The 24951-nt window shown below is 31.6% G+C and carries 17 protein-coding genes; 11 read left to right on the plus strand and 6 right to left on the minus strand.

Features of this window, described 5'->3' with window-relative positions:
- Positions 1 to 954: 954 nt before the first annotated feature.
- The 4 genes from IWX84_RS11750 to tsaD all read right to left on the minus strand — a co-directional run bounded on the left by IWX84_RS11750 (position 955) and on the right by tsaD (position 4819).
- Positions 955 to 1905, minus strand: a complete 951-nt coding sequence (locus IWX84_RS11750) for a zinc metalloprotease (RefSeq protein WP_196850949.1) — start codon at positions 1903 to 1905, stop codon at positions 955 to 957.
- A gap of 515 nt (positions 1906 to 2420) precedes the next feature.
- Positions 2421 to 3059, minus strand: coding sequence for a DUF4159 domain-containing protein (locus tag IWX84_RS11755; RefSeq protein ID WP_196850950.1), 639 nt, complete (start codon positions 3057 to 3059; stop codon positions 2421 to 2423).
- A gap of 26 nt (positions 3060 to 3085) precedes the next feature.
- The gene (locus IWX84_RS11760; RefSeq protein ID WP_196850951.1) at positions 3086 to 3793 is read right to left on the minus strand and encodes a 16S rRNA (uracil(1498)-N(3))-methyltransferase; all 708 of its coding nucleotides are present in this window, start codon (positions 3791 to 3793) and stop codon (positions 3086 to 3088) included.
- Positions 3794 to 3796: 3 nt separating this feature from the next.
- Complete coding sequence (gene tsaD, locus IWX84_RS11765; protein WP_196850952.1) at positions 3797 to 4819, minus strand: tRNA (adenosine(37)-N6)-threonylcarbamoyltransferase complex transferase subunit TsaD; 1023 nt, start codon at positions 4817 to 4819, stop codon at positions 3797 to 3799.
- A gap of 209 nt (positions 4820 to 5028) precedes the next feature.
- On the opposite strand from tsaD, the gene IWX84_RS11770 reads away from it, so the two are divergent.
- The 4 genes from IWX84_RS11770 to IWX84_RS11785 all read left to right on the plus strand — a co-directional run bounded on the left by IWX84_RS11770 (position 5029) and on the right by IWX84_RS11785 (position 12892).
- A complete protein-coding gene (locus IWX84_RS11770; RefSeq protein ID WP_317192119.1) occupies positions 5029 to 9456 on the plus strand; it encodes a translocation/assembly module TamB domain-containing protein in 4428 nt (1475 codons plus the stop codon).
- Positions 9457 to 9825: 369 nt separating this feature from the next.
- Complete coding sequence (gene pfkA, locus IWX84_RS11775) at positions 9826 to 10812, plus strand: 6-phosphofructokinase (RefSeq protein WP_196850953.1); 987 nt, start codon at positions 9826 to 9828, stop codon at positions 10810 to 10812.
- Positions 10813 to 10889: 77 nt separating this feature from the next.
- Positions 10890 to 11894 (plus strand): type I glyceraldehyde-3-phosphate dehydrogenase, encoded by a 1005-nt coding sequence (gene gap / locus IWX84_RS11780; RefSeq protein WP_196850954.1) that lies wholly within the window; start codon positions 10890 to 10892, stop codon positions 11892 to 11894.
- Positions 11895 to 12040: 146 nt separating this feature from the next.
- A complete protein-coding gene (locus tag IWX84_RS11785; protein WP_196850955.1) occupies positions 12041 to 12892 on the plus strand; it encodes an N-acetylglucosamine kinase in 852 nt (283 codons plus the stop codon).
- 24 nt (positions 12893 to 12916) lie between these two features.
- On the opposite strand, the gene IWX84_RS11790 is transcribed toward IWX84_RS11785, so the two are convergent.
- Together IWX84_RS11790 and IWX84_RS11795 are read right to left on the minus strand one after the other, a co-directional pair.
- A complete protein-coding gene (locus IWX84_RS11790) occupies positions 12917 to 13297 on the minus strand; it encodes a RidA family protein (protein WP_196850956.1) in 381 nt (126 codons plus the stop codon).
- A 57-nt stretch (positions 13298 to 13354) separates the two neighbouring features.
- Positions 13355 to 16108 (minus strand): putative LPS assembly protein LptD, encoded by a 2754-nt coding sequence (locus IWX84_RS11795; RefSeq protein ID WP_196851033.1) that lies wholly within the window; start codon positions 16106 to 16108, stop codon positions 13355 to 13357.
- A gap of 83 nt (positions 16109 to 16191) precedes the next feature.
- On the opposite strand from IWX84_RS11795, the gene IWX84_RS11800 reads away from it, so the two are divergent.
- From IWX84_RS11800 to IWX84_RS11830, 7 genes are all read left to right on the plus strand, one after another.
- Entirely contained in the window at positions 16192 to 17358 is a 1167-nt protein-coding gene (locus IWX84_RS11800; RefSeq protein WP_196850957.1) for an N-acetylmuramoyl-L-alanine amidase, read from the plus strand.
- Positions 17359 to 17406: 48 nt separating this feature from the next.
- Entirely contained in the window at positions 17407 to 18372 is a 966-nt protein-coding gene (locus IWX84_RS11805) for an MlaD family protein (RefSeq protein WP_196850958.1), read from the plus strand.
- Between the two features lie 5 nt (positions 18373 to 18377).
- Positions 18378 to 19715: a (Fe-S)-binding protein gene (locus IWX84_RS11810; protein ID WP_196850959.1), complete on the plus strand. Its 1338-nt coding sequence runs from the start codon at positions 18378 to 18380 to the stop codon at positions 19713 to 19715.
- A gap of 87 nt (positions 19716 to 19802) precedes the next feature.
- Complete coding sequence (locus IWX84_RS11815) at positions 19803 to 20594, plus strand: (Fe-S)-binding protein (RefSeq protein WP_196850960.1); 792 nt, start codon at positions 19803 to 19805, stop codon at positions 20592 to 20594.
- Positions 20595 to 20667: 73 nt separating this feature from the next.
- Complete coding sequence (locus IWX84_RS11820) at positions 20668 to 21150, plus strand: ABC transporter ATPase (RefSeq protein WP_196850961.1); 483 nt, start codon at positions 20668 to 20670, stop codon at positions 21148 to 21150.
- Positions 21151 to 21165: 15 nt separating this feature from the next.
- Positions 21166 to 24162, plus strand: coding sequence for a glycoside hydrolase family 3 N-terminal domain-containing protein (locus IWX84_RS11825; protein WP_196850962.1), 2997 nt, complete (start codon positions 21166 to 21168; stop codon positions 24160 to 24162).
- Positions 24163 to 24312: 150 nt separating this feature from the next.
- Positions 24313 to 24951, plus strand: coding sequence for a phosphatase PAP2 family protein (locus tag IWX84_RS11830; RefSeq protein WP_196850963.1), 639 nt, complete (start codon positions 24313 to 24315; stop codon positions 24949 to 24951).

Consider the following 24951-nt stretch of genomic DNA (forward strand, 5'->3'; position numbering starts at 1 on the left):
TTTTTACCCATCGTTATTTGAATTTTGCAACTCTAAATTACGATTATTTTAAGAAGCCATTAATTTGGCTTCTTTTTTATCGGACAACAATGATTAATTTTATTAAAAGAATTTATGCCCAATGCTTTAAAATAATAATTGAAACTTGAACTCTATACATTCTACTTTATACTGCAAAATAAGTTACTATGTGATCGTTCGGCTTCTCGAATACTTATTTTGATAGACAATTTTTAAACAACAATTTGATAATTGCTTGTCTATTAATAGTAGGGTACATTTTTTTTTTGAATTCAAAATTTAATCTTCATGACGATTTGGAATTAATTTTTATCACCAACAAAAACTTTAATCTGTATTTCAAAATGAAAAAAAAATGATTGATAGAAGGTAGCCTAATCCTATTCCAATACTGTTTATTTCAACTGTACTTGATTTTTAAAAATTAGAGATGATATTGAAATTTATCTTATAGGCATGGTTTAATTCCTGTAAAGACTTAATGGAAGCAATTTGGTATTTCCAAAAAATAAATTGAATTTATAAATTGGAATATTTTTTTTTCAATTCCCGCAGTATTAAGCCGCGATAGGTTTTGCCTTGAGGATAAAATCAAAGGAACGAACATCAATGACCACCCGAAAATGATTCGTATGAAGATAAACAAAGTCGCTATTTTTGCAAAAATAAGGTTGAACTTTAATCGATTTTTCAAAAAGTTTTAAATCGGACTTGCAATCAATGTAACTGTAAAAGATACGACTAGATAAATGAGTACCCATTAAATTTGCAAAGTAATAATACAATTGAACCAATGAATTCCATATTTAGTAATGCTGCTGTAAAGCCCTTTAAAATGGTTTTGGATGTAATCATATCGCTTTTTTAGATTATGAAGATTAAAAAAAAACTCGCTAACAAGTAGCGAGTTTTACAATCTAAAAAACTAAAAATTTATATTCCAAAACTAGCTCTTGATCCGCCAGAAACAAATAAAGCAGCCATTCTTGATTTTTGTCCGTTAGAGAACATGTACATTCCTCTGTCATCTGTGTAATCCATGTAGTTCATTGTCATTTCTACAGGAGTTCCAGAACAAGTGCTGTAATGAGGGTAAGCAGGAACACCATAATTAGCGTCATTGTGTGTAGGAGTATCAGAAACTAAATCACTTCCACAGTTAGCATCTCCCCAAATGTGACGTAAATTCATCCAGTGACCAATTTCATGTGTAGCTGTTCTTCCTAAATTATAAGGATAAGTAGCCGTTCCAGTAGTTCCTATGTATTTAGAATCAATAGCAACACCATCTGTTGAAGATGATCCTCCAGGAAACTGAGCATATCCTAAAATTCCACCACCAATTGTACAAACCCAAAGGTTTAATTTTGTCGTTGGAGATGTTGGCGCTATACCACCGTAGGTAGTTTTTTTCATTGCATCTGATGTTCCCCAAGATGTATAAGTAGTTGATTTTCTTATTACTTGATCTAAAACAAAAGAGATTCCTACGTTCGCTTTAACTCCAGAAAATAAGGAAGGAACGCTATTGAAATCAGAGTTGCCTGCGTTATAATCTTTGTTTAATACATCAATTTGAGATTGAATTTGTGTTAATGAAATATTTTCTGAAGTAGTTCTGTAAAGAACATTTACTACTACTGGAATTTGAACTTTCCCGTTTACTAAACGGTTAGTCAACATTGCTTTTTGTGTGAATGCTTCAATTTCATTCATTCTTAAGGCTAAAGTTGGATCCGCTTTCATTTGGGCTGCCAATACATCTTGAGAAGCACATGAGCGACGTGCAATAGCATTTGCTGGTAAGGTTGTAGATTCTGTTTGGTCGTTTTGACAAGAAAAAAGCATTAAAAATGCTGTTGCAGTTAAAAGAATTTTTTTCATAATTAATTTAGATTATTTGTTATAAAACATTGGTTTTGGTTAATAATAATGCAATTATATAACAATTTATCTAATAAGTTTATATTTTTTAAATAAAATTTATTAATTAACTAAAACGTTGTATTTATTATAGTAGAATTAATTTTCTTAAAAGAACTCTGACTAAATTCTATAAAATAATAGTTGAAGCTTGAACTCTAGCGATTCACCAATATAACTGATTACAAAAATATTTGATATTTGTGCTTGTTGTTAATTTACTGACAGAGACAATTTCTAAAGAAATAATTTCATAATTATTTCTTTGTAAATAATAATTAGATTTTTTTTATTGAATTATTTAGAAATCAGATTTGTGAGGTGTTATTCGGGGATTTAGATGTCTATTTTTATACCAAATGATCTCTATTTCTGAATAAATACTTCCTGTTTTTTAGCAAAAAATGTTGCCAAATAATAGGATAATAAGAAGTACTTTATAACGGAATATCTTAATAAGAGGACTGTATATTTTATTAATAATTAAAGATATAATTGATAATATTGGCACCCATTTTTAGCGCTTTTTCGCGAACTTCAATAGGGTCATTGTTTACTTCCGGATCTTCCCATCCATCCCCTAAATCACTTTCGTAGGTGTAAAGAAGTACTAATTTGTTTTCTATAAATATGCCGAAAGCTTGTGGTCTTTTTCCATCATGCTCATGAATTTTAGGTAATCCAATGGGAAATAGATATGGTTTTTGAAAAATTATATGATTTGCAGGAAGTTCAACCAGATCATTATTTGGAAATATTTTTTTGATTTCTTTTCGGATGTATTGATCCATTCCGTAATTATCGTCAATATGAAGAAACCCTCCCGCTAATAAATAATTTTTAAGATTAGAAACATCAGCATCGCTAAACACCACATTTCCATGCCCGGTCATGTGCACGAACGGGTAGGAAAGTAAATCGGGACTGCTTGGTTCTACTGTTGCTGGTTTGGGTTTAATTTTAGTATTTATATTAGCATTGCAGTATTTGATTAAATTGGGTAATGAAGTTGGATTAGCGTACCAGTCGCCACCACCGCTGTACTTTAATAAAGCGATTTCCTGCGAATAAGAAGTGATAGAAATTAGTAATAATATGTAATATATTTTTTTCATAACTATATTTCAGGAAATTATATTTATTATACTTCGTTAACAAAAACAACACTGTGACAAGCTACAATAGCTGCAGTTTCAGTTCTTAAACGTGTGTTTCCCAGAGAAACTGGGATGTAATTATTTTCAAGTGCTGCTTCAATTTCTTTTTCAGAAAAATCTCCTTCAGGGCCTATTAAAATTGTGATATTTTCATTAGGTTCTAAAACTGATTTCAATGTTTTTTTATTGGTTTCTTCACAATGTGCAATCAATTTTTTTCCTTCATTTTTAAGTTTTACAAACTCTTTGAAAGTAATGGCTTCATTCAATTTTGGGAGAAATAGCTCATTGGATTGCTTTAATGCGGTCAATATAATTTTATCAAATCGTTCCGTATTGATCACTTTCCTTTCGGAACGGTCACAAATAATTGGTGTAATTTCATGAATGCCAATTTCTACTGCTTTTTCGAGAAACCATTCGTAACGATCATTCATTTTAGTTGGTGCAACAGCTAAGTGTAAATGAAATTTTGAAGGCACCGATTTTTCGAAAGAAAGAATTTTTACGGTGCATTTACTATCAGACGCTAATGTGATTTCTGTTTTAAATAAAAAACCTAAACCATTGGTAACGTATAATATATCAGTATCTTTTTTTCGCAATACTTTTATGATATGTTTGCTTTCTTCTTTGTCAAAAGAAAAGGTTTCAGTGGTTTCGTTGATATTTATATTGTAAAATAATTGCATAATTTAGAATTGTATTCTTGCTTTAGAAACTACAGAGGAAGTTTCGAAAATTTTAGTTAAAAATTTTTGGTAACCTACAATTCCAATCATTGCAGCATTATCCGTAGTGTATTCAAATTTAGGAATAAATGTTTTCCATCCATATTTATTCTCCGTTTCTTTTAATGTTTTTCGGATTCCTGAATTGGCAGAAACGCCTCCTCCAATCGCAATTTGCTTAATTCCGGTTTCCTTTACCGCCAACTTAACTTTATCCATTAAAATTTCGATAATTGTATGTTGTATTGAGGCACAAATGTCATTTAGATTTTCGTCAATGAAATTTGGGTTTTCTAAATTTTTCTTTTGAATAAAATATAAAATGGCAGTTTTTAAACCAGAAAAGCTAAAATCTAATCCAGGTACTTTTGGTTTTGTAAAAGCGAAAGCATTTGGATTTCCCAGTTGGGCATATTTATCTATCAAAGGGCCACCAGGATAGGGAAGACCCAGTATTTTTGCACTTTTATCAAAAGCTTCGCCAACAGCATCATCTGTGGTCTCGCCTATAATGACCAGATCAAAAAAATCATTTACTTGCACAATTTGAGTATGTCCGCCACTAATTGTTAGTGCCAAAAAAGGGAAAGTTGGTTTTTCAAATCCTTCTTCATCAATAAAATGAGCCAAGATATGAGCATGCATGTGATTTACCGCTATTAAAGGGATTTGTAGCGCTAGCGCTAATGATTTTGCGAATGAACTTCCTACAAGTAACGATCCCATCAATCCAGGTCCTTGAGTAAACGCAATTGCTGATAACTGTTCTTTTAGTATATTTGCTTTGCGAAGTGCGGCATCAATTACAGGAACAATATTTTGCTGATGCGCACGAGAGGCAAGTTCCGGAACCACGCCGCCATATTGTGTGTGAATTAGCTGATTAGCAACAACATTTGACAATACTTTGTCGTTTTGTAAAACAGCTGCCGCTGTGTCATCACATGAACTTTCGATAGCGAGAATAAAAACCTCAGGATTTTGCATAAAAAGGCACAAATTTTGAATTATATTTGACGAACTGATTTTAAAATATTTATTTTTACGGCGGAGCCAAAATTAAAGAATTTTTATCAAAGGTACGGCTGTTTCCAAAAGCAAAATAAAATTTCATAAAAATTAAAAAATAAAGAAGTATCAAAAAATTTAGAAAAATAGTATTTCGTTCTATACTTGGACTTATCCTACTTTTATTGGTGCTTGGTATTGCATTGACCACCCCTTTTGTTCAAACTAAAATAGCGCAATATTTTGTCAGAAGTCTTAATAAAGATTTTAAAACTAACATCGCTATTGATGAAGTGGCAATATCCATTTTTGGGGGTGTAAAGTTTAAAAAAGTCTTAATTTTAGATCATCATAAAGATACATTAATCTATTCGAACCGAATAAAAACTACCATTTTAGAAGGGAAAAAACTATTAGACGGCGATTTGATTTTTGGTGACTTGCAGGTAGATGGATTGCTGTTTAATCTTAAAACATATAAAAATGAAAAGCAATCTAATATCGAAAGGTTTATTGCTGCTTTTGAAACTGGTAAGAAATCAACGAAACATTTTTTACTACAATCTACAAAATTACACATAACTAACGGACATTTTATTTTAACTGACGAGAATCGGGTCACACCTATTTCAGTAAATTTCACTAAATTGAATGCTTATGTCAGTGATTTTAAATTATATGGTTCTGACGTGAGCACAATAATCAATAAAATGTCATTTCTTGACCATCGTGGATTATATGTAGAAAATTTAAAATCAAAATTCAGTTATTCAAAAAAAAGTATAAAACTTGAAAATCTTGACTTATTAACCAGAGGATCAAAAATAAAAGGGAATGTCTTTTTAAATTATAAAATAGAAGATTTCTCTAATTTTACTGATAAGGTTCAGTTTAATATAAAACTGGATACGGCTTCAATAGCTTCTAATGATATTCGTTTTTTTTATAAGGAATTAGGTAAAAACCAACAATTTTTTACCAAAGCAAATATTAAAGGAACACTTAATAATTTAAGAATAACAAAATTAAAGTTAATTGATTCTAAAAGTACCCAGATAGTAGGGGATATTAATTTAAAAAATTTATTCGCAAATAAAGAACATGGTTTTTATATGTATGGAAAATTTGAAAAAATTTCCTCCAGTTATGATAAACTTATTGTTATCCTTCCAGATATTCTAGGTAAAAAGTTGCCCACTACATTAAAAAAATTAGGAAAATTTACCGCCGGCGGTACTGCTCGGATTACAACTACTTCAATAGAAGCTGATTTTGCCATGACAACAGAGTTGGGTAAAGTGAAATCTAAGTTGCAAATGAAAAATATTGATTTTATCGACAAAGCATCTTATATAGGAAATGTTGTTTTAGAGGATTTTGATATCGGGACTTTATTTGAAAGAAAAGATATAGGAAGAGTAAGTTTCGATTTAGATGTAGATGGAAAAGGTTTTAAAGAAAAATATTTAGACACATCTGTTAAAGGGGATATTAGTCAAATTGATTATAACAATTACACCTATAGTAATATTGTAGTCGATGGGAAATTTAAGTTACCAAATTACACAGGTCAAATATCTGTTAATGATCCTAATTTAAGCATGACATTTGACGGTTTACTCGATTTGAGTAAAAAAGACAGTCGGTACGATTTTCATATTAATGTAGAAAATGCAGATTTGCATAAATTAAATCTTGTAAAAGACTCTGTTTCTGTTTTTAAGGGAGATGTTGTGGTTCAAGCTTCAGGAAATACAATCGAAAATCTTCAGGGGAACTTATATATCAATAAAACTTCTTATCAAAATGTAAAAGGAACCTATAATTTTGATGACTTCACCGTCAGTTCTATTTTCGACGAAAATAGAGTGCGTACAATCACCGTTAATTCCCCTGATGTTATGGAAGGAGAGATAGTTGGTAAATACGAATTTAGTCAGTTAAAAAACATGATTACTAATTCGTTAGGGAGTCTTTATACAAATTACAAGCCGAATAAGGTAAAAAAGAATCAGTTTCTCAAATTTGATTTTACAATTTATAATAAAATTATTGAGATATTTTATCCAGACATTTCAATTAGCCCCAATACGGTAGTTAAAGGAAATATCAACTCGAATAATAATGAGTTTAAATTAAACTTTAATTCACCAAAAATTGTTGCATCGGAAAATACATTTGATAATATTAGAATTTCGGTGGATAATAAGAACCCTCTTTATAATGCATATATAGAATTAGACAGTATAAAAACTAAATATTATAAAATACGGGATTTTAGTTTGATAAATGTTACAATGAAAGATACTTTATTCTTTCGTTCTGAATTTAAAGGTGGAAATTTAGGGGAAGATTATTTTAATTTAAATTTATACCATACTATAAATCAGGAAAATAAAAATGTTGTAGGATTTAGTAAATCTGAAGCTAAATTTAAGGATTATTTGTGGTTTTTAAACGAACAAGAAACTCCGGATAATAAAATTGTTTTTGATAAATCATTTAAAAATTTCAATATTGACAATATAATATTGTCTCACGAAAATCAGTCTGTTTCTTTGACAGGAGATATAAATGGCCCTTCCTATAAAGATCTAAAATTGACTTTTACGGATGTTGATCTTAATAAAATTACTCCTGAAAATGATAAATTTGTATTTAATGGAAATATCAATGGAGAAGTAAATTACAAGCAAAATTTAAATGTTTATCAGCCCACCGCGTCGATACAGATTGATCATTTAAATGTAAATAAAACGGACTTAGGGGTTTTGAATTTTGATATCGAGGGTGATGAAAGCTTCAAAAAATTCACCATTAATTCTAATATTGAAAATGAAAATATTGAGTCTTTTAACGCCAATGGAAATTTTGAAATCGTTAATAAAGAAACTCTTCTTGATTTAAAATTAAAATTTGATAAATTTAATTTGGGAACGTTGAGTTCGCTAGGGGGTAATGTATTGTCAAATATTAGAGGATTTGTATCGGGTAATTCAACCATAGCGGGAAATCTTAAAAAACCAGATATTAACGGCCGTCTTTATGTCGATGATGCTGGAATGACTATACCGTATTTGAATGTAGATTATGCGTTGAAAGACAAAACTATCATTGACTTAGCGGATGAAAAGTTTTTATTCAGAGACAATACGCTCACGGATACCAAATATGGAACAAAAGCATCTTTAACCGGAAGTATTCAACATAAAAATTTTTCTGACTGGAAGTTAGATTTGACAATAAATTCAAAAAGACTGTTGGCACTAGACACAAAAGACAGTGAAGACGCGGCCTACTTTGGTACTGCATTTATTGATGGAACGGCAACAATAAAAGGGCCTACTAATGGATTGTTTATAAAAGTTGATGCAAAATCCGAAAAAGGAACGACAATTAAAATACCGATTAATAATGCACAAAGTGTTAGCGATAATAGTTTCATCCATTTTGTGACACCAAAAGAAAAGTATAACATTGAAAAGGGAATCTTTGAGAATACTAATAATTATAAAGGGCTCGAATTAGAATTTGATTTGGATATTACTCCAAATGCGGAAGTAGAAGTTATTCTAGACCGAAATACTGGTCACGGAATGAAAGGGAAAGGTTTTGGATCCTTATTGTTTAAAATAAATACATTAGGTAAGTTCAATATGTGGGGGGATTTTCAAGCTTATGAAGGAACCTATAACTTTAAATATGGTGGGTTGATTGACAAAAAATTTGCGGTTAAAAAAGGAGGGTCAATTACCTGGGAAGGGAATCCAATGAAAGCGCAATTAAATTTGGAAGCAGTCTATAGAACAACTGCTAATCCTTCCGTTTTATTAGAAAATTCTTCATTTAATACAAAGGTACCCGTCGAAGTTATCATTGGTGTACGTGGGGATTTAACAAGTCCGGAACCCGATTTTAACATTGAATTCCCAACAGTGAGCAGTGTGTTGAAATCTGAAATACAATACAAATTGAATGATAAGGATGTTAGACAAACTCAAGCTCTATATTTATTATCATCTGGAGGCTTTTTAAGTCCTGAAGGAGTAAATCAATCTGATTTTTCGGGAAGTTTATTTGAAACTGCAACTAGTTTATTAGGTGGTATAATTCAGACTGATAATGAGAAATTTAAAGTAGGATTCAATTTTGTCTCTGCAGATAGAAGGATTGGTAGAGAATCTGACGGAAGATTTATTGCCACTATTTCATCCAAAATTAATGAAAGGATTACCATTAATGGAAAAGTGGGTGTTCCTTTCGGGGGGATCAATGAATCTGCAATTGTTGGAGATGTTGAAGTGCTGTATCGAGTAAATGAAGACGGGACCATGAATTTGCGTCTTTTTAATAAAGAAAATGATATTAACTACATAGGACAAGGCATTGGATATACACAAGGAATAGGGGTATCTTACGAAGTTGATTTTGATACCTTCAAAGAATTTGTCAATAAAATATTCAAAAACCATAAATTAGGAACAGAAATTAAACCTGCTGTGGAAGATCAAGATTCGAGCCCATCACCTGATTTCATTAATTTTTCGAATTCTAAAAAACCTAAACCTAAAAAGGTTGAAAATAATAAAGAAGCTCTTGTTCCTGATGAGGATTAATTTCCCTTGGAAATGTTTTACTTAATTATCTTAATTGTAATAAACGGCATGTATTGCGTAATTGATATTGAACCTCAAAAAATATTTTGAGATAAATTTAGGTATCTCTTATTAAAAATATTCTCTTCTATTTTATATCCAATCTTATAACACTTTTCCTAAAAATTCAATTATTAACAACCTTTAACTGTTAATTGTCAAAAAATAATTGATTTTTTTTTATTTTTGTTAAATAAATCTAATTTTCTTTTGGTTTTTTAAAAACTTATTAACGAAAACGTTTGAATTTAGAAGGCTATCCTAATTTATTAATAACTCAGTCCTGAAAGTGATGAATGTTTGTTAATTTTACCCTTTAATACTTAAATAATGCCAAAAACAATAAAAAAGGTTGGCGTTTTAACCTCAGGTGGTGACTCTCCAGGAATGAACGCAGCAATACGCTCAGTAGTTAGAACATGTGCGTATCATAACATAGAATGTATAGGAATATATAGAGGGTATCAGGGAATGATTGAAGGCGACTTCAAAGAAATGGGACCTCGTAGTGTAAATAATATTGTAAATAAAGGAGGAACGATTTTAAAATCGGCTCGTTCTACTGAATTCAGAACACCAGAAGGCAGAAAAAAAGCACATGAAAATCTTATTAAAGCTGGAATTGATGCTTTGGTAGTGATTGGCGGTGACGGAACTTTTACCGGAGGTTTATTATTTAATAACGAATTTGGATTTCCAGTGATGGGGATTCCCGGAACTATTGATAATGATATTTTTGGAACAAGTCATACTTTAGGGTATGATACTGCTTTAAACACTGTTGTAGATGTAATTGATAAAATTAGAGATACGGCAAGTTCGCATAACCGATTGTTTTTTGTGGAAGTAATGGGTAGAGATGCAGGACATATCGCTTTGAACGCCGGTATTGGTGCTGGAGCAGAAGAAATTCTTATTCCTGAAGAAGATTTAGGATTGGAAAGACTATTAGAATCATTGCAAAAAAGTAAAGCTTCGGGGAAATCATCTAGTATAGTTGTAATCGCCGAAGGAGATAAAATAGGTAAAAATGTATTCGAATTAAAAGATTATGTAGATGCCAATTTACCTGAATATGATGTGCGTGTTTCCGTTTTGGGTCATATGCAACGGGGTGGTTCTCCATCTTGTTTTGATAGAGTTCTGGCAAGCAGATTAGGAGTGAAAGCCGTCGAATCATTGTTAGAAGGAAAGTCAAATTATATGGTTGGATTGCAAAATGATAAAGTGGCGTTAACACCTTTGGAACAAGCCATAAAAGGAAAAACAGAGATTGATAGAGAGTTATTAAGAGTGTCAGACATTATGTCTACTTAAATAAAAAAATGAAGTTTATTGTGAGGAAATTAGACTTTAAATGAAGTTAAAGAAAAATAAACAAAAAAAAAATTAAAATGTCAAAAGTAAAATTAGGAATAAACGGTTTTGGAAGAATTGGAAGAATTGTTTTTAGAGAATCTTACAATAGAGATAATGTAGAAGTAGTTGCTATCAACGATTTATTAGATGTAGATCACTTAGCTTACTTATTAAAATATGATTCAGTTCACGGACGTTTTGCTGGAAAAGTAGAAGTTATTGACGGAAAACTTTTTGTAAATGATAAACATATCAGAATTACTGCAGAAAGAGACCCAGTTAATTTAAAATGGAATGAAGTTGATGTAGATGTTGTTGCAGAATGTACTGGTTTCTTTACCACTATTGAAACTGCAAAAGCGCACATCACGGGTGGTGCCAAAAAAGTAATTATTTCTGCACCTTCTGCTGATGCTCCAATGTTTGTAATGGGTGTAAATCATACTAAAGCTTTAGCAACGGATACTATCGTTTCTAATGCTTCTTGTACTACTAACTGTTTAGCTCCTTTAGCTAAAGTTATTAATGATAATTTTGGAATCGTTGAAGCATTGATGACTACAGTTCATGCTACTACATCGACTCAGATGACTACTGATGGACCGTCTAAAAAAGACTGGAGAGGTGGGCGGGCTGCGTCTTGTAACATAATTCCTTCTTCGACTGGTGCTGCAAAAGCAGTAGGAAAAGTTATTCCAGAATTAGACGGAAAATTAACAGGTATGTCTATGCGTGTTCCTACTACAGATGTTTCTGTAGTTGATTTAACTGTAAAAGTTGCAAAAGAAACTTCTTATGCCGAAATCATGGCTGTTTTAAAATTGGCTTCAGAAACTACAATGAAAGGGGTATTAGGATATACGGAAGATTTAGTTGTTTCTCAAGATTTTGTATCTGACTCTAGAACTTCAATTATTGATGCAAATGCTGGAATTGGTTTGAACTCAACTTTCTTTAAAATCATATCTTGGTATGATAATGAGTATGGATATTCAAGCAAATTAATTGACTTATCTGTACATATTGCAGGTTTAAAATAATTATTTATATTTAAAAAAATCCCGTTATCTTTACATTTGACGGGATTTTATTTTTTGTTTGCTTTTTCAAAATTTATAATCTTTTTAAATATATTTTTCAATTCGAAAAGCAAAATCTAAAAAAACCAAAAATAAAACCAAAAGAAATGAGATTAATAGTTGATAGTGGTTCTACCAAAGCCGATTGGATTGCGATAGATGAAGAAGGAAAAGTATTGTTTACAACACAAACTTTAGGATTAAATCCAGAAGTGCTTGATGGAGACGAAATTATTGAACGTTTGAATGATCGTTTTGATATTTTGCAAAACAAAAAAAACACTACCCATTTGTTTTTTTATGGGGCAGGTTGTGGAACAGATAAAATGAAAATGACGCTTTCGCAAATTTTTAAACAGTATTTTCCCAATGCCATTATTTCTGTAGAAGAAGATACTTATGCAGCTGTTTATGCTACAACACCTAAAGGACAACAAGCTATTGTGAGTATTTTAGGCACGGGGTCAAACTGTAGCTATTTTGACGGTAAAGAATTGTATCAAAAAGTACAATCATTGGGTTATATCGTCATGGATGATTGTAGTGGTAATGTTTTTGGGAAAGAACTTATCCGAAAATATTACTTCAATAAAATGCCAAAAGAATTGGCTGAACAATTTGAGAAAGAATATGATTTAGAACCGGATAGCGTAAAAAGTAAATTGTATAAAGAGCCAAATCCAAACGCATACTTAGCGACTTTTGCGAAGTTCTTAATTCAACATAAAGAAACTGAGTTTTGCAGAAAAATTATCTTCAAAGGAATGAAATCTTTTGTAAAAAATTATATTAAACAATATGACAATTGTAAAGAGGTTCCTGTTCACTTTGTAGGTTCTATCGCTTTTTACTTGAAAGAGGAATTACAAGAAACTTTTGACAAATATGAATTGAAACTAGGTAATGTTTTAAGAAGGCCAATTGACGGTCTTATAGCCTATCACATTGCTAATAAATAGAATCTAAATGAAATGCAATACTGCTTAAAGTATTGCAATCATTGAAATTTCTACATTTACATTTTTTGGCAAACATGCCACTTGAACCGTTTCACGTGCTGGAGCGGTTTTTTCGTTAAAATAAGAACCATATACGGTATTTATTTTTCCGAAATCATTCATATCCATTATGAAAATAGTTGTTTTTACAACGTTTTCAAATATCATTCCCGCAGCTTCAAGAACTGCTTTCATATTTTGCATTACTTGCTCCGTTTCTACCTCAATAGAATCTAATACTAAATCTCCAGTTGCTGGGTCTATTGCAATTTGGCCAGAGGTATACAGCGTATTTCCTTTAAGTACAGCTTGATTGTATGGACCGATTGGAGCCGGAGCATTTTCGGTGAAAATTATCTTTTTCATAAAATAAATGGTTTTGTATTTTAAATATTTTTGTGTATCGAAAAAATAAACAAAGTCTTATCTGTTGGTTCTACTGCGTTTGTCGTATTTTATATCACTTAATACTCCTGCTTTTATTCCAATGAAGAATCCCCAGTTTGCATTTGTCCCAAATGGTGTCCAGTTGAAATCCATTCTCCAGCTTAATAAATCTCTTTCGAAACGAAACTGCGTAAATGTTACTCCTTTTTGAACAAAATCATAACCTGTTGAAACTCCTGCTTTCCATTTTGGTGTAATATCAGCATTGGCAGAAATCATTAATGAATTTCCAATAATTTTCTTTTCTCTATTATTGTTTCCGTAAGTAAGCGAATAGGCAAAAGTCATATCCCAAGGTAGTTTAGCATTAAAAAACTCTGAAATTTTGTCTTCTCCTTTATCTTCTTCCTCTTCAGTACCAAATTGACTTTTTCTACTGTCACTTAAATCAGTGTTTGTACCAAATAAATCATCTTCTCGACCACCATTTCTTTCACTTTGACTGTTTTTTTCTTTCTTAGGTTTGTCTTTTTCTTTACTTGATATGGCATAATTCATAGTCATATTCGCACTTGTCATTCGAAACAAACTTCCACCATTGTCAATATTAAAAACATTAATCCTTGTACCTGAATTATTAATCGCGTAAGGATCTAATGTGGCGCCAAAATTTACGTTCATTTTGTTGTTCAATAGCTGTGTTCCACCGCTAACTCGAACGGGTGAAAAAGCAAGAGAGTTGACTCCGTCAGCATCAAAGTTGTAGCTGGTAGAAAGATTCAAGTTATTAAGAAGCATTATTTTTTTTGGTTCAGTCATAGTAGAATCTTTGTCATTGACTTTTGCTTCAAATGTATTGCTTAAATCAAAACCCATAGTGTTAGAGTTACTATTTCCAGGCGCTCCAAAGATACCGGTTTCAAAACGAGAATATTGTTTTATCATTGTTCCGCTGGCATCAGAAGCATAACTATCATAATATTTTTCGAAGCTAGGAGTATAGCCATAAGAAACTGATGGTCGCATGACGTGTCTGATAGATTTTATCTTTTTATCATCACCAAAATTAAAAGTACCATAGATTGTAGTTCCTACACTGGATGAAAAAGAGTAAGTTCTAAAAGCGTCAAAACCGTTTATAGTTTTATCGACTACTTTACTTTGGTCAGTATCATAATTCCGGGTAATAGTTTTTGTATACCATACTTCTCTATAGTTTAAAGAAGAGGAAGCGCTGAAATACTTAAATAATTTGAAATTAGTGCTTAATGGGATCGTGTGCTCAATACCAGTTTTAGCATCTCTGAACATTTGTGGTTTAAAGAATAAAGAGTCAGTTGTTACAAAACTATTTTTACCGCTTAAATTATATTGTAGATTGATATTTTTGATAAAACCTTTTTTAGCACCGTCTTTCCCTACAAATGGATAGATACGATCCACACTTGCCTGAAGTGTTGGTAACGTCATGTTAATTTCTTGCGTCTGTGTATTTTGAGAATGCGTGGCGGTCAAAGACATTCTAGCTTGCGGAATAGTATTGAAAGTTTTACTATAAGAAATAGACGAACTTAAGGTGTTATTAAGATTTGAACCAATATTAGCTTGATTTATTGACTGTCTAAAATATTTACTGCTCCCAAGATTTACAGAGGCGGAGAAACTAGAATTAGGATTTGATTTAGAATCTCTGGAATGAGACCATTGTATATTATATATTTTTTGTTTCGAATAGTCTGGATATCCTCTTTCACTATTTATCAAATTTTCAAATCGTACATTTAAATTACCACGATATTTATACCTGTCGGCATAATTGGATTCAAAACGCATACCGTAACTACCGTTAGTATAATAATCTCCTAAAACAGTTAAATCATAATGATTGTTTAGCGCAAAGTAGTAACCACCATTTTGCAATGAAAAGCCTCTTGTATTAGAGTCACTGTAACTAGGTAAGATTATCCCTGAAATGCTGGTTTCCTTGCTCATTGGAAAAAAAGCAAAAGGTAGGGCAATTGGTGTTGGAACATCGGCAATTACCATATTTGTAAGTCCTGTAACCACTTTTTTGCCAGGAATAAATTTAACTTTGCTGGTTTGAAAATAGTATTCCGGATTATCGACATCTTTAGAAGTAGTAAAACGAGCATTTTTTAAAAAATAAACAGAATCATTTTCTTTTTTTGTAATTTCTGCTTTTACTTTAAATTCGCCTTGCTCCGTTCTTGAATTCCAAATCAAAGCTTTTTTAGTTTTAAAATTAAAGCGAATTGAATCAGGCTCCACAACGTTACTTCCTTGTTTGAAATTAGGATATTGGGTGTAAGCTCCTGTGGAATCTTTTATTCGACCAGCATAAACTTCATTCTTTTCATAGTCCATCACGATAATTCCTGATTTTAATTCTATGTCTTGATAATACAGTTCAGCCTTGTCATATAACGTTATAAGTTTTTTCTTTTGGTCAATCTTAGCGTATTTTTCAGCCCTATATTTTACTTTACCATCAAGAAATGCTTTTTTTTGTTTTATAGTATCGATTTTAATCGAATCATTTTCCTTTTTTATAGTTGCATCAGGTTTTACTGTTTTAACAGTAGGCGTTTTGACCTTATCTATTTGTTTACTAGTAGGTATAGCTGCTGCTTTTTTCGTTATATTTTGAGAATATAATTTACCAGATCCTATTGTTAGGAAAATTGATAATAAAACGATATTAAATAAGTTTGTATGCAAAGGTTTAAATGCTATTTTTGTAAAATTATGGCCTGTTTTTTGAAACGTCAAACTTACATATAATTTTTTGTCAAAAATAATCAAATATTAAATTTATAACCATTGTGTTTTAATTAAAATTAACTTTAAAATTTATGAGAATCATATATATAAGTAAAACAATACTGACTTTACTACTAACGATAATTTCTACGGCAGTATTTAGTCAATCGAATGTTTTTAAAGTAACGTTAGATGCAGGTCACGGTGCTCATGATTTTGGTGCCGTATATAATGGTCATGTTGAAAAAAACATAGCTTTGGCTGTGGTTCTCAAAGTAGGAAGAATTTTGGAGGCCACTCCAAAAGTTGATGTGATTTATACTCGAAAAACAGACGTATTTATTGATTTAGTGGAGCGTGCCAATATTGCTAATAGAGCTGATGCCAATATTTTTGTTTCTATACATTGTAATGCGAATAGAAATACAGCCGGATTTGGTACGGAAACGTATGTAATGGGTATGACAAAAGTAGCTTCAAACTTAGAAGCGGCTAAAAAAGAGAACTCCGTAATTACTTTGGAAAAAGATTACAAACAGAAATATGAAGGGTTTGATCCCAATTCTCCTGAAACTATGATAGGAATGACCTTGATGCAAGAGGAATATTTAGACAATAGTATTTCATTAGCGAGTAAAGTTGAGGATGCATTCGGTGCTTTAGGTAAAAAAATTAGAGGTGGAGGAGTGAAACAGGCACCTTATATGGTACTTCATAAAGCGTACATGCCCCGAGTACTTATTGAAATGGGATTTATTTCTAATTTTGAAGAAGGAAATATTTTAGACTCTGAAGAAGGACAAAATGATGTTGCTAAATCAATTGCCAGCGCTATTGTAAGTTATAAAAACGAGTATTATGGAAATGGTGAGCCTGAAACATTTGATACAAAACCATCTCAAAAAATAATAGAAAGACCTATAAAAGACACCTCGAATCCAATAAAGCCAAAAATTATCTTTAATACTTCCGAAGAAAAAAAAAAGATTAAAGTAGTCGAAAATTCAATCCCTTTATTCAAAGTTCAGCTTTCTGCCAGTATTAAGAAACTAGAATTGCAGCCTAGAAATTTTAACGGATTGAAAAATATTTCGGTTGCATATGATCACAGAGTTTACAAATACATGTACGGAGAAACTTCTGATTACGATGAAGCAAAAAAACAATTGCAAGAAGCTAAGGATAAAGGATATAATTCTGCTTTTTTAATTGCATTTAAAAATGGCGAAAAAATCAGTGTTCAAGAAGCGCTTAAATAGTAACAAATTAAAATATTTTATATTAAATTTGTAAAAAATACTTAAATTTTGAAAATAACAAGAGAAATTAAAACTGCGATATTAGTCATTGCATCTATTTTATTATTTATTTGGGGCTACAGTTTTCTAAAAGGAAGAGATCTTTTTACAGATTACAAAACTTATTTTGTGGAGTATAGAAGTGTGGAAGGATTAGCTAAATCAGCACCTGTTACACTAAATGGTCTTGTTATAGGTAAAGTAAATAACATTACATTAAACGAAAATAATGGAAGTTTATTAGTTGAACTTCAATTAAAAACTGATTTTCCTATATCTAAATCAAGCAAAGCAATCATTTACGAACCGGGATTTATTGGTGGAAAACAAATTGCCATTTTGCCTAATTTTAAGGATAAAGTTTTAGCTGTAGATGGACAGAAATTTGAAGGATCAGTAAAAATAGGCCTTACTGAAAAAGTAGGTGATCAGTTAGCTCCTCTTCAAGATAAGTTTGAAAAAATAATGCTTCACACCGATAAACTTATTACCGGAGTCAATAATGTTTTGGATAAGCAAGGTCAGGAAGACTTAAAAGTCAGTTTGTCTGAGTTAAGTAAAACCATAGCGCAATTCCACAAAGCTTCTTTGAGTGTGAATACATTATTAGATGAAAATAAAATTCAGATAAAGGGAGTAGTAAGCAACTTTAATAAAATTTCTAATGATTTTTCTAAAATATCTGATTCATTAAGCAAAGCTAATTTAGGTCAGACCGCGAGGAATTTAAATAAAACTTTGGCTAAAGTTGACGTTATTATGAGTGATTTGCAATCTGGAAAAGGAAGTATGGGCAAGTTATTAAATGATGAAGCTTTTTATCAAAATTTGAAATCTACTACAAAAGAATTAGAATTATTACTCCAAGATATTCGATTATCACCTACGAGATATGTGAATATTTCATTATTTGGCAAGAAAAATAAGCCATACGTTGCTCCCAAAAATGATTCAATAGTAAAAATAAAAAACTAGCAAATATGAGCTATTTAGACAATATATTATTTGCCATACTGCTGGCTATTGGTTTTGGATATTTTTATAATAATATTAAAAAAATTATTAGAAATATAAATCTGGGAGTTGCAGTTAACAGAAAAGATAACGCAAAAGCGCGTTGGAATAATATGGCTATGATTGCATTAGGACAATCAAAAATGGTAAAAAGACCAATAGCAGGAGCGCTTCATATTGTGGTATATGTTGGTTTTGTAATTATCAATATTGAGTTGTTAGAAATAATCATTGATGGTTTATTTGGAACTCATAGGGTTTTTGCTTTTTTGGGAACTACATATAATATTTTAATAGCTTCTTTTGAGATATTGGCTTTATTAGTTTTGGTTGCGGTAATCGCTTTTTGGAGTCGAAGAAATGCTATCAAACTAAAACGATTTGTAAGTTCTGACTTAAAAGGATGGCCTAAAAGTGATGCGAACTATATTTTGTATTTTGAAGTTGTTTTAATGACTTTATTTTTATTAATGAACGCATCCGATTTGCACTTGCAAAATGTACCTGGAGGATTTTCTCATTTTATTAAGGCAGGTTCCTTTCCCATAAGTCAATTTATAGAGCCTATATTTAATGGAATGTCAAATGAATCAGTGATGCTTTTGACTGAGATATTTTGGTGGTTGCACATTACTGGGATTTTAATTTTTATGAATTATCTATACTTTTCAAAACACTTGCATATTTTATTAGCGTTCCCAAATACTTATTTTGCTAATCTAAATCCTGAAGGGCAATTTGACAATTTAGAATCGGTTACAAAAGAAGTAAAGATGATGATGGATCCAAATGCAGATCCATTTGCTGCGGCACCACCAGCTGGTGAAAACGAAGTTCCTGGAAAATTTGGTGCAAGTGACGTACAAGATTTGAATTGGGTACAATTGTTGAACGCTTACACGTGTACAGAGTGTGGACGTTGTACCTCCGCATGTCCTGCCAATCTTACAGGTAAAAAATTATCTCCTCGTAAAATTATGATGGATACAAGAGATAGACTTGAGGAAGTAGGACGGAATATTGATGCAAATAAGGGGATTTTTATTCCTAATAACAAGTCATTATTAAACGATTATATTACACCAGAAGAGCTTTGGGCTTGTACTTCATGTAACGCATGTGTTGAGGAATGTCCAGTAAACATTAGTCCACTTTCTATTATTATGGATATGCGACGTTATTTAGTTATGGAGCAAAGCGCTGCACCAATGCCAATAAATGCCATGATGTCCAATATTGAAAATAATGGTGCACCTTGGCAATACAATCAGCAAGACAGGTTGAATTGGAAAAATGAAAATTAATCTTGTCTGAATTTTGTTTTAATTAGAAATATAAAAATATTTTCAAATAGGTACTATTGATCCATTTGGAATAAAAATATAAAAGTTATGTCAGAGAATTTAATAGTGCCAACAATGGCCGAAATGCTTGCTCAAGGTAAACAACCAGAAGTTTTATTTTGGGTAGGTTGTGCAGGAAGTTTTGATGATAGAGCAAAAAAAATAACAAAAGCATTTGTACGAATTTTAAATCGGTCTAATGTTTCTTTTGCCGTTCTAGGTACTGAAGAAAGTTGTACAGGAGATCCTGCAAAAAGAGCTGGAAATGAGTTTTTGTTTCAAATGCAAGCCATGATGAATATTGAGGTTTTAAATGCATATGAAGCAAAAAAAATTGTTACTGCTTGTCCACATTGTTTTAATACTCTGAAAAACGAATATCCTGAATTAGGGGGGAAATATGAAGTTGTTCATCATACAGAGTTTTTGAAATCTTTATTAGATGATGGAAGATTGACCATTGAAGGTGGACAATTTAAAGGAAAACGAATTACTTTCCATGATCCATGTTATTTAGGGAGAGCTAATAATGTATATGAAGCTCCGCGAGAGTTAATATTGAAGTTAGACGCCGAATTAGTGGAGATGAAACGTTCTAAAGCTAACGGTTTATGTTGTGGTGCTGGTGGTGCACAAATGTTTAAAGATGCAGAACCTGGAAACAAGGAAATCAACATTGAAAGAACCGAAGACGCATTAGAAACAAAACCAGAAATAATTGCAGCTGGTTGTCCTTTTTGTAATACTATGATGACAGATGGTATTAAAAATAAAGAAAAAGAAGGTGATGTAAAAGTAATGGACATTGCTGAATTAATTGCAAACGCACAAGATTTGTAATCAAATTTCCATTATTCTATATTTAATAATCGGATCGTAATTTTATAATCCATTTTTTCCTAAAATAAACAACATGTTAGTTCCATTTGAAAATTTACCCGAAGAGTCTAAAGTCTGGATTTACCAATCAAACAGAAAATTTTCGGATGCCGAATTTTCTGAAATAGAAACTGCTGTGCAATCCTTTCTTGAAAGTTGGGCTGCACACGGAACAAGTTTAGAATCGTCTTACCAATTAAAATATAATAGATTCATTATAATAGCTGTTGATCAGGATGTTCAAGCCGCAACTGGATGCTCAATTGACTCATCTGTTGAATTTATCCAAAGCTTAGAAAAAAAATACAATGTCGATTTATTGGATAAAATGAATGTTACCTTCAAATTAGGGGAACATATTGCACATAAACCTTTGATTGATTTTAAAAAAATGGTAAAAGATAAAGCCGTTACTGAAAACACTATTGTTTTCAATAATTTGGTAAATAATATCGAAGAATATAATGAATCTTGGGAAGTTCCGGCTATTGATAGCTGGCACAGTCGCTTTTTTTAAACAAAAATTAGTTCAATGAAAAAAATAGGCATCAGAATTGTTTTTTTTTATATCCTATTTTTCTTTGTCGCTTCTAGTTGTGTGGCGTCAAAAACTAATAAGTCAAAAATAATCCTAAAAAACAGTCCGGCAGTTACAGATAATTCTGCTAGGGATAATTTAAATAATACACCAACCCTTTTTGAGCTATCGTTAGAAGGAACTAAATGGGTGGATAGTGTTTATAACGGAATGACATTAGACGAAAGAATAGGACAATTATTTATGGTTGCTGCCTATTCGAATAAAGATACTGTACATTTTAATGCTATAGATAAGCTAATTAAAGAAAACAAAATTGGAGGATTAATTTTCTTTCAAGGAGGGCCAGTGCGTCAAGCTAATTTGGTAAATCGTTTTCAATCTAAGTCAAAACTTCCCTTATTTATTGGTAATGATGCGGAGTGGGGTTTGGGTATGCGCCTAGATTCTACCTTTCGATATCCGTGGAATATGACACTTGGAGCAATCCAAGATATGAAGCTGATCGAGAAAGTTGGAGTTCAAATGGGAGAACAAAGTAAACGATTAGGGATTCAATTTAACTTTGCGCCGGTTCTTGATATTAATACAAATCCTCGAAATCCTATCATTGGTTTTCGTTCTTTTGGCGAAGATAAATATAAGGTTACCGAAAGAGCAATTGCTTTAATGAAAGGGGTTCAAAGTCAAGGAGTATTTTCTACCGGAAAGCATTTTCCGGGTCATGGTGACACAGAAAGTGATTCCCATAAAGGTTTGCCAACAATCAATTTTTCCAAAGAAAGGTTGGAACAAGTTGAGTTCTATCCGTACAAAAAAATGTTTCATGAAGGACTTTCTTCGGTTATGGTGGCACATTTAAATGTTCCCAGTCTAGAGGTAAAACCCAATTATCCTTCTTCAATTTCATATAATGTAGTAACCAATATTCTTCAAAAAGAATTAGGTTTCAAGGGACTTATTTTTACCGATGCTTTGAATATGAAAGGCGTTAGTAACTCGATGATGCCTAGCGAAATTAATTTTGAAGCTTTTATGTCCGGCAACGATGTATTATTATTTCCTGAAAATGTTCCTGAAGGAATTGAGAAATTCAAATTGGCCTATTCCACTAATTTATTTTCAGCTGAAAGATTGGCTGTATCTGTTAAGAAAATTTTAAAATTCAAATACAAAGCGGGTTTGAATTCTTACAAGCCTATTGAGACATTAAATTTATATAAAGATTTAAATTCGTCTAAAAATAATGCTTTACAGTACGAATTATATGAAAATGCGCTTACAGTATTAAAAAATAAGAATTCTGTTTTACCGATAAAAAATTTAGAAAATCAGAAAATTGCCTACGTGAAAATAGGGGATGATGTTAACGATTCCTTTATTTCAACCTTGAAAAAATATGCCGAGGTTACTGTTATTGCAGATGATAATTTGGACAGTCTGCAAGTGAAATTAAAACCATTTACAACCGTAATTATAGGTTTTCATAAATCGGATATTGCTTTTAAAAACAATGATTTTAAGTCCGAAGATTTAATAAAGTTAAATTATTTGGCTAAAAACAACAATGTCATTTTAGATGTTTTTGCAAAACCATATTCGTTATTACCAATTACCAACTTCGATGAAATTGAAGGATTAATTGTTTCGTATCAAAATAGCGATATTGCACAGGAAGTTTCTGCTGAATTGATTTTTGGGGCTATTGAGGCCAAAGGTAAATTACCAGTTTCAATCCATACAAGTTTCAAAGTGAATGATGGTTTGACAACAGAAAAATTAAACCGACTTGGATTTACTGCACCTGAAAACGTGGGAATGAATCCTGAAATATTATCCAAAATCGATATTTTGGCCCAAAAAGCAATCAATGCTAAAATGACTCCAGGAATTCAGGTTCTGGTAGCAAGAAAAGGAAAAGTAATTTACCAGAAATCATTTGGATATCACACCTACGCTAATGAGATAAAGGTCGTTAATTCAGATATTTATGATGTTGCGTCATTGACTAAAATTCTTGCTACTTTACCCAATGTAATGCAACAATACGATCAGCAAAAAATAAATATGGAAACAACATTAGGAACGATGTCTCCTATATTTAAAAACACCAATAAGCAAGATATTCGTTTTAAAGAATTATTATCTCATTACGCAGGACTAGTTGCAGGGATTTCCTTTTATAAAGAAACCATCGGTAAATCAGGTTCTCCTTCCGAAAAATATTTTAGAAAATCATCAGATGCAGCGTTTTCGCAACAACTAGGGGATAGTCTTTTTATCAGGAATGATTTCCATGATTCCATTATGAAAATGATTATAAAAAGTAAGCTTTCGCCAAAAGTGGAATACAAATACAGCGATCTAACTTTTATGATTTTGAAAGATTATTTAGAAAATACGACAGGAAAGAAATTAGATGATTTAATTCAAGATAACTTTTATCATTCTCTTGGAATGAATAATTCGACCTTTAATCCGTTAAGGAAGTTTGATAAAAACAGAATTCCTCCAACAGAAATAGATACTTATTTCCGTCGTCAAATTTTGCAGGGTTATGTCAATGATTTGTCGGCAGCTTTAGAAGGTGGAGTTTCCGGTCATGCAGGTATTTTTTCGAATGCAATGGACGTTGCTAAAATAATGCAATTGTATTTACAAAAAGGAAATTATGGCAACCACCAATATTTTTCTGAAAAAACATTTAGTGATTTTAATACCTGCTATTTTTGCGCTCAAGGAAATAGAAGAGGCGTTGGTTTCGATAAACCTCAATTAGGTAGTAGTGGGCCCACTTGTGGATGTGCTTCAATGACTAGTTTTGGACATACTGGTTTTACGGGAACTATGGCTTGGGCTGATCCCGAAACAGAAATAGTATATATTTTTCTATCCAATAGAACTTTTCCAATGGCTACTGAAAATAAATTATCCAAAGAAAATATTCGAGAAGATATTCAGGAAGTAATTTATGATGCGATTGTGAGGTAATTTAAAATAGATTTACAAAACATGAAAGATAACTTTAAATTTCATAGGGATTTTGTTGGGAATTCTTATTTCTAATTTTTTATTAGGAAATGAGTATATTGAAAAATTTCACATTGAATTATAGTATATTTGATTTTAAAATTGGAGATAATGGAAAATAAGAAAGGCTTTTTAAAATATTTTTATTCAATAATATTACTTTTTTTTCTCACCGTTATTAATGCACAAAATCTTGATATTTCTGTTTTAAGGGATATCAATATTAATAGAAATAAAGCATTGGATCCCACTTTTAAAACATTAACGAATAGCGCGATAATTATCAGCAATGCTACTCCTATTTTCATTTATGCTGTAGGACTAATAGAAAAAGATTCTTTGATTAAAAAAAAAGGGCTATTGATTGGCGAAACATTTATAGCTTCTGCTTTTATTACTATAGCACTAAAAAACGCTATTAAGCGCGACAGACCATTTGTAACTTATCCTGAAATTGAACAACAAACTTCAGCAGGACCACTTTCTTTCCCTTCTGGGCACACTTCTTCTGCATTTGCAACTGCAACTTCGCTTAGTCTTGCTTATCCCAAATGGTATGTTATTGCACCATCATTTTTATGGGCTGGTACGGTGGGATATTCACGAATGCATTTAGGGGTTCATTATCCGAGTGATGTGTTAGCCGGTGCGCTTATAGGGATTGGTTCGGCCTATCTTGGTAATGAAATGAATAAATGGATCAATAAGCGAAAAAAAGCCACAAAGATTGTCATTATTAAAGGACTGTAA

Source organism: Flavobacterium sp. CG_9.10 (assembly GCF_015752245.1).
GTDB lineage: Bacteria > Bacteroidota > Bacteroidia > Flavobacteriales > Flavobacteriaceae > Flavobacterium.